General features: G+C 64.5%; 10 protein-coding genes, 1 tRNA gene and 1 pseudogene. 6 read left to right on the top strand and 6 right to left on the bottom strand.

The window, feature by feature from the left end; translation table 11 throughout:
* Positions 1 to 26: 26 nt before the first annotated feature.
* A complete protein-coding gene (locus tag Q0C64_RS06180; protein ID WP_294121585.1) occupies positions 27 to 1,211 on the top strand; it encodes a glycosyltransferase family 1 protein in 1,185 nt (394 codons plus the stop codon).
* Here the strand turns inward: Q0C64_RS06180 and Q0C64_RS06175 are convergent.
* A complete protein-coding gene (locus Q0C64_RS06175; protein ID WP_294121583.1) occupies positions 1,174 to 1,824 on the bottom strand; it encodes a PadR family transcriptional regulator in 651 nt (216 codons plus the stop codon). The two genes, Q0C64_RS06180 and Q0C64_RS06175, sit on opposite strands and share 38 nt — an antisense overlap.
* A gap of 94 nt (positions 1,825 to 1,918) precedes the next feature.
* On the opposite strand from Q0C64_RS06175, the gene Q0C64_RS06170 reads away from it, so the two are divergent.
* From Q0C64_RS06170 to Q0C64_RS06155, 4 genes are all read left to right on the top strand, one after another.
* Positions 1,919 to 3,247, top strand: a complete 1,329-nt coding sequence (locus Q0C64_RS06170; protein ID WP_294121580.1) for a replication-associated recombination protein A — start codon at positions 1,919 to 1,921, stop codon at positions 3,245 to 3,247.
* Positions 3,248 to 3,262: 15 nt separating this feature from the next.
* Positions 3,263 to 4,549, top strand: coding sequence for a mechanosensitive ion channel (locus Q0C64_RS06165; RefSeq protein ID WP_294121576.1), 1,287 nt, complete (start codon positions 3,263 to 3,265; stop codon positions 4,547 to 4,549).
* Complete coding sequence (locus tag Q0C64_RS06160) at positions 4,546 to 5,394, top strand: hypothetical protein (protein ID WP_294121573.1); 849 nt, start codon at positions 4,546 to 4,548, stop codon at positions 5,392 to 5,394. Before Q0C64_RS06165 ends, Q0C64_RS06160 begins: the two co-directional genes overlap by 4 nt.
* Before the next feature lie 24 nt (positions 5,395 to 5,418).
* A tRNA-Thr gene (locus Q0C64_RS06155) sits at positions 5,419 to 5,490 on the top strand.
* A 298-nt stretch (positions 5,491 to 5,788) separates the two neighbouring features.
* Here Q0C64_RS06155 and Q0C64_RS06150 read toward each other — a convergent pair.
* The 4 genes and pseudogenes from Q0C64_RS06150 to Q0C64_RS06135 form a co-directional block, all read right to left on the bottom strand.
* Positions 5,789 to 6,748, bottom strand: coding sequence for a DUF2891 domain-containing protein (locus tag Q0C64_RS06150; RefSeq protein WP_294121571.1), 960 nt, complete (start codon positions 6,746 to 6,748; stop codon positions 5,789 to 5,791).
* Positions 6,745 to 7,697: pseudogene (locus Q0C64_RS06145) on the bottom strand (DUF979 domain-containing protein). Before Q0C64_RS06145 ends, Q0C64_RS06150 begins: the two are co-directional and overlap by 4 nt.
* Positions 7,694 to 8,368, bottom strand: a complete 675-nt coding sequence (locus tag Q0C64_RS06140) for a DUF969 domain-containing protein (RefSeq protein WP_294121568.1) — start codon at positions 8,366 to 8,368, stop codon at positions 7,694 to 7,696. The pseudogene Q0C64_RS06145 and the gene Q0C64_RS06140 overlap by 4 nt, the downstream one beginning before the upstream one ends.
* On the bottom strand, positions 8,365 to 11,958 hold the full coding sequence (locus tag Q0C64_RS06135) for a hydantoinase B/oxoprolinase family protein (RefSeq protein ID WP_294121566.1): 3,594 nt from the start codon (positions 11,956 to 11,958) through the stop codon (positions 8,365 to 8,367). The genes Q0C64_RS06140 and Q0C64_RS06135 overlap by 4 nt, the downstream gene beginning before the upstream one ends.
* Positions 11,959 to 12,312: 354 nt before the next feature.
* On the opposite strand from Q0C64_RS06135, the gene Q0C64_RS06130 reads away from it, so the two are divergent.
* Entirely contained in the window at positions 12,313 to 13,461 is a 1,149-nt protein-coding gene (locus Q0C64_RS06130; protein WP_294121565.1) for a glycosyltransferase family 1 protein, read from the top strand.
* Positions 13,462 to 13,463: 2 nt separating this feature from the next.
* Here the strand turns inward: Q0C64_RS06130 and Q0C64_RS06125 are convergent.
* The coding region (locus tag Q0C64_RS06125; RefSeq protein WP_294121562.1) for a threonine synthase at positions 13,464 to 14,324 on the bottom strand (861 nt) is incomplete at its 5' end.

Here is a 14,324-nt window from a genome sequence, read left to right as displayed (position 1 = left end):
CTTTTCTGCCGCTAAGGGCATGGCGGATGAAGCCCGAAGAGCTCCGCATCGCCCTGTTCTCGGGCAATTATAACTATGTCCGTGACGGCGCCAACCAGGCGCTAAACCGGCTGGTTGGTTATCTGCTCCGTCAGGGCGCGCAGGTGCGCGTCTATTCGCCGACGACCGACACGCCGGCCTTCGATCCGACCGGCGAGCTGGTCAGCGTGCCCTCGGTGCCGATCCCCGGCCGGTCCGAATATCAGCTGGCCGTCAGCCTATCGCCTCGGGTTCGCCGCGACCTCGATGAGTTCAAGCCGAACATCGTCCATGTGTCTGCGCCCGACATCGTATCGCACCGGGCGGTCACCTGGGCCCGAAAGCGCGGCATTCCGGTGGTGTCCTCGGTCCACACCAGGTTCGATACCTACCTGCAATATTACCGGCTGCAGTGGCTAGAGCCGGTGGTCCGGGCGATCACCCGGCGCTACTACCGGCGCTGCGACGCGATCGTCGCTCCCGCCGAATCCACCGCCGCCATCCTCCGCGCCCAGCGGATGAACAAGGATATTTCGATCTGGGCGCGCGGCATCGACCGGGCGCAATTCAATCCCGAGCGCCGCAGCCTCGACTGGCGCAAGGCGCACGGGATCGGCGATGATGAAATGGTGGTGTCATTCCTCGGCCGGCTGGTGCTCGAAAAGGGCCTCGACGTCTTCGCCGATGCGATCGACGCAGCGCGAGCCAAAGGCGTCGCGCTAAAGGTTGTCGCGATCGGCGACGGACCTGCCCGGGCCTATTTTGCCGATCGTTTGCCCGATGCCATTTTCACCGGCCAATTGACTGGCGAAGAGCTGGCGACCGCGCTCGCGTCCACCGACGTGTTCTTCAACCCGTCGATTACCGAGACGTTCGGCAACGTCACGCTGGAAGCGATGGCTTCCGGCCTGCCGGTGATCGCAGCAGTCGCGACCGGTGCGACCAGCCTGGTCAAGGATGATGTGACCGGCAAGCTGTCCGACCCCGGCGACATCGACTGCTTCGCCGATTCATTGGCCGAGTATCAGCGCGATCCGGCCTTGCGGGCCAGGCATGGCGCCGCAGGGCTGGAATTCGCCAAGACGATGGACTGGGACGCGATCAACTCGGTCGTGCTGCACGTCTATGAGCGAGTTATCGAGCGGCAGCGGCGGCTCAATCGTCGCCAGGATCCTCAGGCTTCGCGTCCTTGACCCGCTCGATCCGCTGAGCGGCTTCGTCGAGGATATCGACGACTTCGTTTAGCAGCTGCTCGTTCCACCCTTCATGGGCGATCCGGTTGCGGAGCGCGGTCATCAAATTGCCGATCGCCCGGCCGATCTCCGGCCGCTGTCCGCGGCGCCGGCTGTGGCCATGGCCTTCGAGCCGCTCGATCAGTTCGTCCACCTCGTCGGAGTTCTCGTCGAGATGGGTGCGGCCATCGGCGGTCGCCTCAAAGACCTTTTTGCTGTCCTTGGACTTCTTCTCGGCAATGTGACCCATGTCCTCAAGCATGGTCAGCGTCGGATAAACGACACCGGGGCTCGGAGCATATTCGCCGCCGGTCATGTCCTCGATTGCCTTGATCAGCTCATAGCCGTGCCGCGGCTGATCAGCGATCAGCTTCAACAGCACCAGGCGAAGCTCGCCACCCGAAAACATCCGCTTGCTTGTCCGGCCGCGGCGGCCGCCGCCCCAGCCGGCGCGCCCCGGAGCGCCGTCGAAATCGAAGTCAAAGTCGAATGGCCCGAAGCGGAACGACCGGCCGCGGCCGCCGGCATGACGCCGGTGATTGTCGTGATCGTCGCACTCATAGTGAAAATGCATCTTTCTCTCCTTACGATAGCTCTAAGATATATCGTAGATGCATCTCGTCAAGGATGGATGCAACTTTCTGCAGACCGGCTTATTGCAACGACCGATGTCCGATTTGTTCGCCGATGAGCTGCCGCCGGGCACGCCTAATGAGGAAGTGTCGGCGCATGCGCCGCTAGCCGACCGACTGCGGCCAAGGTTGCTCGACGAGGTGGTCGGGCAGGAGCATCTGACCGGCCCTGACGGCGCGATCGGCCGCATGGTGGCCGCCGGAAAACTGAGCTCAATGATCTTGTGGGGCCCGCCCGGGACAGGGAAGACCAGCATCGCCCGGCTGCTGGCCGATGCCGTTGGGCTGCGCTTTGTGGCGCTCTCGGCGGTGTTTTCGGGTGTGGCCGACTTGAAGAAGGTGTTCGCCGAAGCGAGGGTCGCCGCCAAAGCTGAGAAGCGAACCCTATTATTCGTGGACGAGATCCACCGATTCAACCGCTCGCAGCAGGACGGATTCCTGCCCTATGTCGAGGACGGGACGATCACGCTCGTCGGAGCGACCACCGAAAACCCCAGCTTCGAACTCAATGCGGCGCTGCTGTCGCGCTGCCAGGTGCTGATCCTCCATCGGCTGGACAGCGGGGCGCTGGGCAAGCTGCTCGACCGGGCCGGGGAGCTGGAGGGCAAGCCAATACCCCTGACGCCGGAAGCGAAGGAGGCGCTGGTCGCCAGCGCCGACGGCGACGGCCGCTTCCTGCTCAACCAGGCCGAGACCCTATTCGACGTCGGGTTGGAAGCGCCGCTCGATCCAGCTGGCCTGGCCAGCTTCCTGCAGCGGCGGGTCGCGGTCTACGACAAGGACCGCGAGGGCCATTACAACCTCATCTCGGCGCTGCATAAGTCGATCCGCGGCTCGGACCCGCAGGCGTCGCTCTATTATCTCGCGCGAATGCTGGTGGCCGGCGAGGAGCCGCTATTCGTGCTCCGCCGCCTGATCCGCGCCGCGGTCGAGGATGTGGGCATGGCCGACCCGCAAGCGCTGGTGCAGTGCATCGCGGCCAAGGAAGCCTATGATTTCCTGGGCTCGCCCGAAGGCGAGCTGGCGATCGTCCAGGCCTGCCTCTACCTCGCAACGGCGCCCAAATCGAACGCCGCCTACAAGGCACAGGGCGCGGCCTGGCGCTCGGCGCAGGAGACGGGCTCGCTGATGCCGCCCAAGACCATTCTCAACGCCCCGACCCGGCTGATGAAGGATATCGGCTACGGCAAGGGCTATGCCTATGACCATGACGCCGATGAAGGCTTCTCGGGCGCCAACTATTGGCCCGAGGAAATGAGCCTGCAGGAGTTTTACAAGCCGACCGGGCGCGGCTTTGAGGCGAAGGTCGCGGAGCGGCTTGCCTATTGGGAAGAAATGCGCCGAGAGAGGCAGTCAAAGGATTAGGACAAGGGGAGACTGATGTACCAGAGCACCGAACCCGCCCGTTACTGGCAGGACCAGCTTATCCTGTGGGGACCCAAGGTCCTGCTTGCCCTGCTGATCCTGGTCGTCACCCATTTCGTCGCCAAGGCGGTGCAGTGGGGCGTTGCCAAGCTGATCGACCGGATGCCGGTGCTGAAACGTCACCCCGATGTCGGCGGCGACAGCATCGGCACGGAGCTTGGGCGGCTGGCCTATTGGCTGGTGTGGCTGGTCGGCTTGATCGCGGCGCTGCAGCCGCTCGGGCTGTCGGGCGTGCTGACCCCGGTCACCGCCATGACCAACGAGGTATTTGCCTTCCTGCCCCGCATGCTCGGCGCCGGCCTGTTCTTCTTCGCCGGCCTGATTTTGGCGCGGATCGTCCGTCACATCATCGAAGCGGCACTGGGCGCGCTAAATCTCGAGCGGCTGGCCGGCCACGTTGGCGTCAGACTTAGCGAGACTCCGGTCGCCGTCGACACTGACGGCACGGCGAGCGAAGGCGTGTCGCCCGCGCGCAGCACGATCGCCCGGGCGGTCGGCATGACCGTGTCGGCGGTGATCATCATCTTCGCCGCCATCGCCTCGCTCGACATTTTGCACATCGAAGCGGTGTCCGAGCCGGCCAAGAACATGCTCAACCTGATCGCCCTGGCGATCCCCAATGTGCTGGCGGCGGTACTGTGGCTGGCGATCGCTTTCGTCATCGCGAAGTGGGTCAAGAATTTGATCGAAACCGTCCTGCCCAGCCTCGGGTTCGACAATTTCATTCACTCGCTCGGTGCGATGCCGCGCAACATCTCGCCGTCAAAGGTTGCCGGCGCAGTGGCCATGACTGCGCTGCTGCTCCTTGCCGGCATCGAGGCGCTCCACCGCTTGGGCGGCAACGACACGGCGGCATTGATGATCCAGGTCACCGAGCTTGGCGGCAAGGTCATCTTCGGGACGGTGATTATCGTGGTGGGCTTCGTGCTGGCCCGCATCATGGCCGGCCTGGTCGGTGCCTCGACCGAACGAACCAGCTATGCCGAGATTATCGTCAAATATGCGATCATCGCGTTGTTCACCGCGATCGGCCTGACCTTCATGGGCCTGGCCGACCAGATCGTCATGCTGGCGTTCGGCCTGATCCTCGGCTCCGCCGCCGTGGCGACGGCCATCGCCTTCGGCCTCGGCGGGCGCGACTATGCGGCGCGGCTGCTGGAGGAATGGCATGAGGGCAACGCGCCGCCGCCGCGGCTGAAGAAGGCAGCGAGCGAGGACGACAGCCAGCCGCCGCTGGTGTGAGCCGCTTCAAGGCCTGCGTTGCGGTCGACTGGTCTGGCGCGAAGGGCAAGCGGCACAAGGGGATCGCCATCGCCGAGGCGCGTGGGGACGATGCGCCGCGGCTGGTCCGGCCCGGCCATGCCTGGTCGAGACAGGAGGTGCTCGACTGGCTGATCGAGCGCGCGAACAAGGAGCCGACGCTGTTCGGTTTTGACTTCAGCTTCGCCCCGCCATTCGCCGAGCGCGGCGCTTACTTGCCTGGCGAGCAGGGAATTCCCGACAATGCCCGTGATTTCTGGGCCTATGTCGACGCACTCAGCCGTGACGAGGATTTGGGCGCGGCCTCCTTTCTGGAGGAGGCGCACCGCCGCCACTTTTATTTCGGCATCGCCGATGGAGCCAAGGGCGATTTCATCCACTTCCGGCAATGCGAAATGGCCTTAAACGCGGCGGGCGGCGGAAAGCTATCGACCGTTTACGACGCGATCGGCGCGGCACAGGTTGCCAAGGCCAGCTTTTCGGGGATGCGATTACTCCATCACCTCAATGGCAAAGTTGCAGTCTGGCCAATGGATCCGCTGCCCGTTGAAGGCAGCGCCGTCGTTGAGATCTACACCCGCATCTACCTTCGCAATGCAGGAATGAGTGGCAAGAAACTCAGGACCCGGGCCGACCTTAACCGGGCGCTGCTTGGGCTGGGCGGCAGGCCGGTTCGATTGCGGTTCGAGCCCAATGATCACCAGACCGACGCGCTGGTCACGGCGGCCGGGATGAGGGCACATCTCGAACATCCCTTGGCCTTTTCGCCAGCGGGCCTGACGAAGGAATTGGCGCAAACCGAGGGCTGGACCTTCGGCATCGTCTGACGCATTAGCGGCCCGTTCGGGCGCGCCGGCTTAGCACAGTGGTAGTGCAGCGGTTTTGTAAACCGAAGGTCGGGGGTTCAAATCCCTCAGCCGGCACCGTTCGCACTTCGATGGAGGACGGTTTGAAGTCTTGGGTAAGGGTCCAATTTCTGGTCTGCTCGGCCGTCTTCGCAGGACTGATTTATTTGCCTAAAATACTTTATCTATCGATTTCAGCGTCCTACTGGCTTTTCGGCGCGGCAATGATTGTCGCCCTGCTTTCCACGCGCATTCGTTGCGAGTCCTGTGACACGCTACTTTACAAGTATCTGCGCCATGGGTGGTTGCCGACTGGCACTCTCGAAATGGTCAGAAGTCATTGTCCCGTCTGCGGACTCGAAAGAATCTAGAAGGCCTACTCCGCAAGCGTCGCCAGCAAGGCGAAGCTCGCCAGCCAATGCTCGCCCATATAGTCGCCGGCGACGTGCGGCAGCGCGACGGCGAGATGGGCCTCGGCATGTGCGGGACAGCCGAGCTCGCGCCAGCACCAGGCGCGGCTGAGGTTGAGCCCGTCGAGGTGCGCGATCTTGCCATCGCTGCGGTCGCTGACGAAGGCAGGCGTGAAGAGAGTTGCGGGTTCGCGGTCTGCGACGCGCGGCAGGAAGGCAGCGAACCAGTCGGCGAACTCGGCTGAGGGCAACACCCGTGACATGCATAGCGCTTCGATCAGCGCGGGCGACAGGAACTCGTCACTTCCCGGCTCCCACGCCTGGCAGTCGCGGTCCCGGCCGAACCGGTCGATCGCCCATTCCCCGATGGCGTCGGCCAGCATGTCGTCGAACCGCTCGGCCCATTCGAGCGCCAGGATCAGCGAGAATGCCGTGTTGAAGTGGGTGCCGACACGGATCGGGTAGGTTAGCTTGGGCAGATAGGCTTTGAACCGCTCCGCGAAGGCGCGGGCCAGGGGCTCCAGCTGGGCGGCCCAACTGCGACCTTCGTGCCGCGAGGCCTCGAAGTGGAGATAAAGCAGCCAGCCCCAGCCATAGGGCCGCTCGAATCCGGCCGACAGCGGACGGTCGAGATAAGTGAGCTCAGCCGCGACCGTCTCCGCCGTGAAGCTAGCGCCCGCCGGCCTGGTGATTGCGGCAGCTTCTCCGATGTCCGGGAACAGCCGCTTGAGGGTCAGCAGGGTCCACCAGCCGTGGACGCAGCTGTGCCAGTCGAAGCTGCCGTAGAAGATCGGATGCAGCACACGCGGCGGAAGCGCATCATCGTCCCCCAGCAGCACATGGTCGAGCTTGTGGGGATATTCGCGCGTGACATGGCCCAGCGCGATGTGTGCGAAATTGCTGGCGAGGGCGGCGTCGAGCTTCATCGGAATGCCAGCCAGTAAATCAGCAATATGTGACGACCAGCAGCGGCAGCGCGGTCGCCACCTGCGCCCGGATCACGCCATATTGGTCCCTGAACTCGAGCAGCGCCGCCGGGACCAAATTGAAGTTGGCGGCCATGGGGGTCATCAGCGTTCCGCAGAAGCCGGCCAGCATGCCGATCGCGCCGACCACCGCCGGATCGCCGCCATAGCCCTGGATCAGCAACGGCACGCCGATCGCCGCCGCCATTACCGGGAAGGCAGCGAAGGCATTGCCCATCACCATGGTGAAGATCGCCATGCCCAGCCCGAACACGGCGACGGTGAGGAAGACGCTGCCTTCCGGTATGACCATGCGGGTGAGCGAGCCGATCGCATCACCCACGCCGGCGGCGGCGAAGAGGACTCCGAGCGAGGCCAGCATTTGCGGCAGCACCGCCGCCCAGCCGATGGCGTCGATCAGGCGGCGGCCTTCCTGCAGAGGAGCGACGGGGGGCGGTCGCAGCCAGGCGAAGATGGCGCCGAGGGCGAGCAGCACGCCAAGGCCGAGAAAGACATAGGTTTCGCGCTTGGGTTCAATCCAGCCATAAGTGCCGAGCGGGGTGTAATTATAGGCGAGCGTGCCGATCAGCGCAGTCGCGGGGATGATCAAGGCCGGCAGGAACAGCCTGTTGCCAAGGCGGTCAGACCAATCCTGGCGCTCCGCCTCGCTGGTGGTCGGCGGGTGGCTGCGGCCAATGAAGCCGAAGCCGGCGAGGCCGGCGAGACCGAGCACCAGCAGCCCATTGCCGAAATCACCGATCGCGTCGCCGCCCAACAGGCTGAGCGCCATCAGGCCCCAGAAGGCAGCATTGCCGAGGCGCTTTTTATTGGATTGGTCGAACGCCGAGAGCAGCGCAAAGGCGGCGAACATCGCCCCAGCGAGCGCATAGAGCCAGTGAAGCGTGATCATTGGCCGCGCCTCCCCAGCTTGCGATCAAACAGCAGCAGCCGGGTGCTATGAATCACGAAGGCACACATCGCACTCGGGATCGCCCATAGCGCCAACTCGAGCGGGGCGAGATTGTAGCCGTAACCGGCCAGGATTTGCTGGATCAGCACGATCGAACCGATTGCGACGAAGATGTCCTCGCCAAAGAACACACCGACGTTCTCGGTCGCGGCGGAGTATGCCTTGACCTGCTCGACTTCGTCTTTGGTCAACTCACCATGCAGCTTTTCCGCCGCGGCCAGCGCCATCGGGGCGACCAGTGGGCGCACGGTTTGCGCGTGTCCGCCGGTATCCTTCAATCCTACCGCCGAACTGACCTGCCGGTAAATCAGGTAAAGGACTAGAAGCCGGCCCACCTTGGCGTTCTTGAAACCGCGTATCAGGGTCATCGCGCGCTGCTGCAGCCCGAAGCGCTCGAGCAGGCCGATCACGGGCAGCACGATCCAGACAATCGCGATGATCCGGTTGTCGTTGAATGCCTTACCAAAAGTCGAAATGACTTCGTGCCTGTCCATGCCAGCGATCAAGCCAGTGACGATCGCCGATACCGTCACGACCAGCATCGGATTGAACTTTAGCGCGAAGCCGATGACGACCAGCGTGATGCCGATCAGCGGCCAGTAGTTGATCATGACCGGTCGGCCCCTCCACCATGCTGCGCATGGTCCCCCTCCCCGTTCCGGGGAGGAATACCAAACCCGCCGCCGCCCGGCGTTTGGATGACGAAGCGATCTCCGACACCAACCTCGGCCCAGTCGGTCGCGGTCAATTCCTCGACTGTGCCGTCCGCGCGCTCGACCCAGTTGCGGCCGGGCTGGGCGTCGCCGCCGCCGTTGAGGCCGCGCGGCGCCACCTTGCGGCGGTTGGCGAGGATGTTGGCACGCATCGGCTCGAGGAAGGTGACACTTCGGATGACGCCATCGCCGCCATTGTGAAATCCTACGCCGCCCGAATTCCTACGGACGGAAAACTCGTCCAGGCGGACCGGCAGCCTCGTTTCGAGGATCTCGGGGTCGGTCAGGCGGCTGTTGGTCATATGCGTCTGCACCGCGCTGGTCCCGTCATGGTCCGGCCCGGCCCCCGAGCCGCCGCAGATCGTCTCATAATATTGGTGCCGCTGATTGCCGAAGGTGAAATTGTTCATCGTCCCTTGCGAAGGAGCAAGCCGACCGGTCGCGGCGAACAGCGTATCGGTGACGACCTGGCTGGTCTCGACATTGCCGGCGACCACGGCGGCGGGATGATGCGGGTTGAGCATCGAGCCGTCGGGCACCACCAACCTGATCGGTCGCAGGCACCCGTCATTCATCGGAATGACATCGTCGATCAGGGTACGGACGACATAGAGCGAGGCGGCGCGGACGATCGAAAAAGGCGCGTTGAAGTTGTCGGGCTGCTGGGGCGACGTGCCGGCGAAATCGAAAGTGGCCGAACGCGCTACCTTATCGATGCTTATTTTCACCGAAACGCGCGCGCCGTTGTCCATTTCATAGGCAAATTCGCCGTCGTCGAGCCGGTCGAGCAAGCGGCGGACCGACTCCTCGGCGTTGGCGAGGACATGATCCATATAGGCCGCGACAACGTCAGAGCCATATTCGCGGGCGGTCTGGACCAGCGTCTCGGCGCCGCGGACGCAGGCGGCCAGCTGCGCCCTAAGGTCGGAGATGTTGCGGTCTGGGTTGCGCGCCGGAAGTTCGCCGCTGGCCAGCAACGCGCGCATCTCCGCTTCGCGGAAATGGCCTTCGTCGACCAACAGCTGATTGTCGATCAGCACGCCTTCGTCCGCGATCGTTCGGCTGTCGGGCGGCATCGAGCCGGGCGCGATCCCGCCGATATCGGCATGGTGGCCGCGCGCCGCGACAAAGGCGGAAGGCCCAGCCTCGTCGCCATAGAAGACGGGCACGATCACCGTGATGTCGGGGAGGTGCGTGCCGCCGCGATAGGGATCGTTCAGCACATAGGCGTCGCCGCGGCGGATGCCGCGCCCGTCCCTACCTTGCCCACGAGTGTCGATGATCGTGCGAATGCTTTCGCCCATCGAGCCCAAATACACCCGAATATGCGGGGCGTTGGCGATCAGGGCGCCCGATGCGTCGAAGATCGCGCAGCTGAAATCGAGCCGTTCCTTGATATTGACCGAGGTGGCAGTCGACTGCAGCGCCACGCCCATTTCCTCGGCGATGGCCATGAACAGGTTGTTGAAAATCTCCAGCCGGACCGGATCGACGTGGGTGCCGACGGCGTGGGTACGTTCGAGCGGTACTGTGCGGGTCAGGATCAGGGTGCCATCCCCTGCCCGCTCCGCGCGCCAGCCGGGCTCGACGATTATGGTCGAGGAGGGGTCGAAGATCAGGGCGGGGCCGATCGTCTCCTCCCCCGGATTTCCGGGGGAGGCGGCAGGCCGCAGGCCTGACGGAGAGGCCCCTCCACCATGTCGCTTCGCGTCATGGTCCCCCTCCCCGAGCAAGCTCGGGGAGGATTTGCCGATCGCTTGCGCCGTCAGCGTATCGAGGATGGGCTCGGCCTCATCGATGTAGCCGAAGCGCTGGCGGTGCAGCGCCTCGAACGCAGCACGCATGTCGTCGGCCGTGCCAAGCTCGATCGTAATGGTCGTGTCGCTGCCCGGCGTGCGCAGGCGGGCGCGGCGCTCGAAGCGGATTTGTGCTGGCTCGAAGCCCTGTTCGAGCAGGTCCGCGCCTGCCAAGGCTTCAAGCGCAAGCACGCCATCGGAAAAATCCTCGCCGAGCGGCTTCAGCCAGCTTGCCTCGCGAACCGCCTTCACTTCGGCGAGGCCGATACCATGGGCGGACAGCACGCCGGCCAGCGGGTGAACCAGGATGCGCTCCATGCCGAGCGCATCGGCAACGCGGCAGGCATGCTGACCGCCCGCCCCGCCGAAGCAGGCGAGCGTGTAACGCGTTACATCATGACCGCGGGCAATCGAGATTTTGCGGATCGCGGCGGCCATATTGTCGACCGCGATGTGGAGGAAGCCTTCGGCAATCTCCTCGAGGCTCTTGGTGCCGCCGAGCGCGTCGGAAACCTCCTGCAGCCGTGCCCGCGATGCGTCGGGGTCCAGCGGATGGTCGCCATCTGGGCCGAATACGGCAGGGAAATTGGCCGGGTCGATCCGTCCCAGGAACAGGTTGCAGTCGGTGACCGTCAGCGGGCCGCCGGCGCGGTAACAGGCGGGACCCGGGCGCGCTCCGGCGGACTCCGGGCCGACGCGGAAGCGCATTCCGTCGAATCGGCAGATCGATCCGCCGCCCGCGGCAATGGTATGGATCTGCATCATCGGCGCGCGGATGCGCACGCCGGCGATCAAATTCTCGTCACCGAGTTCATAATGTCCTGCATAGTGGGAGACATCGGTCGAAGTGCCACCCATGTCGAAGCCGATCAGGTGATCCGACCCGTGCGGGACGCTGACAGCGACCATGCCGACCACCCCGCCGGCCGGGCCGGACAGGATCGCATCCTTGCCGCGAAAGGCGCGGGCTTCGGTTAGGCCGCCGTTGGACTGCATGAACTGCAGCCGGGCGCCCTTGCCCAGCCCCGCAGCGACCTTGTCGACGTAACGGCGCAGGATCGGCGACAGATAGGCATCGACCACGGTCGTGTCGCCGCGACCGATCAACTTGATCAGCGGCGCGACCTCATGACTGACCGAGATTTGGGCAAAGCCGAGTTCGCGGGCGAGCCCTGCAAGCCGATCCTCATGATCGGTGAAGCGCCAGCCGTGCATCAGGACGATCGCCAGCGCGTCGAAGCCTCTCGCCTTCAGGATTTCGAGGTCGGCGCGGGCGCGGGTTTCATCGAGCGGCCGGACGATCGACCCATCGGCGCCGATCCGCTCCTCGATCTCGATGACCGTTTCATAGAGCATCCCCGGCAGCACGATGTGCCTGGCAAAAATCTCGGGCCGCGCCTGGTAGCCGATCCGCAGCGCATCGCCGAAGCCGGCGGTGATCGCCAGCGCGGTCCGCTCACCCGTGCGTTCGAGCAGCGCATTGGTGGCGACGGTGGTGCCCATGCGCACATCGCCGAGCGCGCCGCCTTCCTCGGCAAGGATGCGGCGGATGCCCTCCAGCGCGGCATCGTCATATTGGCCGGGATTTTCCGACAGCAATTTCTCGACCCGCTGCGGGCCGTCGGAGGCAGTCGCGACAATGTCGGTGAAGGTCCCGCCGCGATCGATCGCGAAGTTCCAAGTCTGGGGCACAACGGCATGCAAGCAGATGGCCGCGCTTGGCTCAATGACGCTTTGATGAAAATTATTTTGCAATCCGTGGAACTGCAAAAGGAGACGGCCGTTTTATTGGCGTGGTTCAAATCTTCGGAAGCGAACCATGGAACCCCGGAGACTTCGGTCTCCGGGGTTTACTGCGTCCAGCCAATCGCAGATATCTCCCAGATCAGGCTTGTTCATTCTGCAGAAAGCCACTGCGGATAAGCGCCCTGTCCGGCGTCTTGTCCCTGGAGCAAGCAGGTCATGGATTTGATTCGAGATCCGGACGTTCGGTCAATTGCGCTCGAAAGGGCCAGCCTTTTTGCGGGCGCCCCCGATCGCTCGCCAATGCGCAACTGCAGTGCCAAGGATCTCAGGATCGCGCTGTTTTCGGGCAATTATAATTGCGTGCGCGACGGCGCGAACAATGCCCTCAATCACCTCGTTTCCTATCTGTTGCAGCAAGGCGCGCAGGTCCGGGTCTATTCGCCGACGGTAGCCAGGCCGGCGTTCGAGCCGGCCGGAGACCTGGTATCGGTCCGTTCGATCGCGATCCCGGGGCGAAGCGAGTATCGATTGTCGCTGGGCATCGACAGGAAAACCCGGGCGGATGTCCGGCGGTTCGCGCCGACGCATATTCATGTCTCCGCGCCCGACCCCCAAGGATACCAGGCCCAGGCGTTGGCGCGCGAGCTAGGCTGCCCGCTGGTCACCAGCCTGCACACGCGGTTCGAAACCTATTTCGAATATTATGGGCTGCGGCCGCTCAGGCCGTGGGTCGAGCGTTACCTCAGGAATTTTTATGCCCGGTCCGACCTGGTGCTGGTCCCCAACCAGCAGATCCTGGAGGAACTGAAAGCCTGGGAAATGGGCAATCGCCTGGCCGTCTGGTCGCGCGGGGTCGACCGGCAATTATTCCACCCTTCGCATCGCAGCCTCGATTGGCGCCGGTCGCAGGGCTGGGGCGACGAGGACGTCATTCCCCTGTTCTTCGGCCGCCTGGTCCGCGAAAAGGGGATTGGCGAATTTTCCCAAGCCATCGCCAAATCAATCGAGGCGGGCCTGATCGTGCGTCCGATGATCGTCGGCGACGGACCGGCCAAGATCGAATTTGCGCGGCAACTGCCCGGCGGAGCGCGCTTCCTGGGGCATCTGTCGGGCAAGGAGTTGGCCACGGCCATTGCCAGCGCCGATGTGTTGATCAACCCAAGCACGACCGAGGCGTTCGGCAACGTAAACCTGGAGGCGATGTCGTCGGGCCTGGCGGTGGTCAGCGCCGACGTGCCGAGCGCTCAGGCGCTGATTTCGCACAACGACAATGGCGTGCTGGTGCCGCCGCACGATGTCGCGGGCTACGCCGAAGCGCTGACCGGCCTGGCGCGCAACGATCGGAAACGATCCCTGCTCGGCAGCGCTGCGGCCGCGGCGGCAACGGCTTTCACCTGGTCGGCCGCGCTTACCGACGTGGTGCAAGATTATCTCGGGCTGATCGGCTAGCCCTAGAGGCTGGCGGCGTCGGTGTCGGCGAGACTCATGCGCCGCGAGCGATCGGCCAGCGGATATTTGTTGCCGTTGGCGCAGTTGAACAGCACGACCCGCTCGTCCGCCCCGACCAGCTTGCGCTCCAGCGCATGGCGCCAGGCGGCGAGCACCGCCCCGCCCTCCGGGCACAGCAGCATGCCGTCGAGCCGGGCGGCATCGTCGACCGCTTCCATGATCGCCTCTTCGGAGACCGCAATCGCCGCGCCGCCGCTTTCCCGGACCGCGCGGAGGATCAGGAAATCGCCGACCGCCTTGGGTACGCGGATGCCGGTGGCCATGGTCGCCGCCCCTTCCCAGCGCTCGGCAAATTCATCGCCATTTTCCCAGGCGCGGACCATCGGCGCGCAGCCGGCCGCCTGGACCGCAATCATCCGCGGGCGTTTGGGCCCGATCAGCCCGATCCTTTCAAGTTCGTCGAAGCCCTTCCACATGCCGATCAGGCCGGTGCCGCCGCCGGTCGGGTAGAAGATGGCGTCGGGCAGTTCCCAGCCGAGCTGCTCGGCGAGCTCGAGCCCCATCACCTTCTTGCCCTCGAGCCGGTAGGGCTCCTTCAAGGTCGAGCAGTCGAACCATTTGCCCGCAGCGGCGCCCTCGCCGACAATGCGGCCGCACTCGTCGATCTGCCCATCGGCGACGATCACCTCGGCGCCGTAAGCGGCTGTCTCGCGGATGTTGATGTCGGGCGTTTCTGCCGGACAGATGACCAGCGAGCCCATGCCCGCGCGGGCGGCATAGGCGGCCAGCGCCGCGCCGGCGTTGCCGTTGGTCGGAAGGGCGATGCGGGTGACGCCAAAATGCTTGGCCATGCTGACCGCGGC

The sequence above is a fragment of the Sphingomonas sp. genome, from assembly GCF_023266535.1.
Lineage (GTDB): Bacteria > Pseudomonadota > Alphaproteobacteria > Sphingomonadales > Sphingomonadaceae > Sphingomicrobium.
Note: the sequence above shows the minus strand (reverse complement) of the source record. Positions and strands in the feature narration are given on the sequence as shown.

What these genes read in the sequence shown, in the direction of transcription:
- Q0C64_RS06180 (WP_294121585.1), top strand. Translation starts at nt 27, where the DNA reads ATGAAGCCCGAAGAGCTCCGCATCGCCCTGTTCTCGGGCAATTATAAC.
- Q0C64_RS06140 (WP_294121568.1), bottom strand. Translation starts at nt 8,368, where the DNA reads ATGATCAACTACTGGCCGCTGATCGGCATCACGCTGGTCGTCATCGGC.
- Q0C64_RS06175 (WP_294121583.1), bottom strand. Translation starts at nt 1,824, where the DNA reads ATGCATTTTCACTATGAGTGCGACGATCACGACAATCACCGGCGTCAT.
- Q0C64_RS06170 (WP_294121580.1), top strand. Translation starts at nt 1,919, where the DNA reads ATGTCCGATTTGTTCGCCGATGAGCTGCCGCCGGGCACGCCTAATGAG.
- Q0C64_RS06130 (WP_294121565.1), top strand. Translation starts at nt 12,313, where the DNA reads ATGCGCAACTGCAGTGCCAAGGATCTCAGGATCGCGCTGTTTTCGGGC.
- Q0C64_RS06150 (WP_294121571.1), bottom strand. Translation starts at nt 6,748, where the DNA reads ATGAAGCTCGACGCCGCCCTCGCCAGCAATTTCGCACACATCGCGCTG.
- Q0C64_RS06165 (WP_294121576.1), top strand. Translation starts at nt 3,263, where the DNA reads ATGTACCAGAGCACCGAACCCGCCCGTTACTGGCAGGACCAGCTTATC.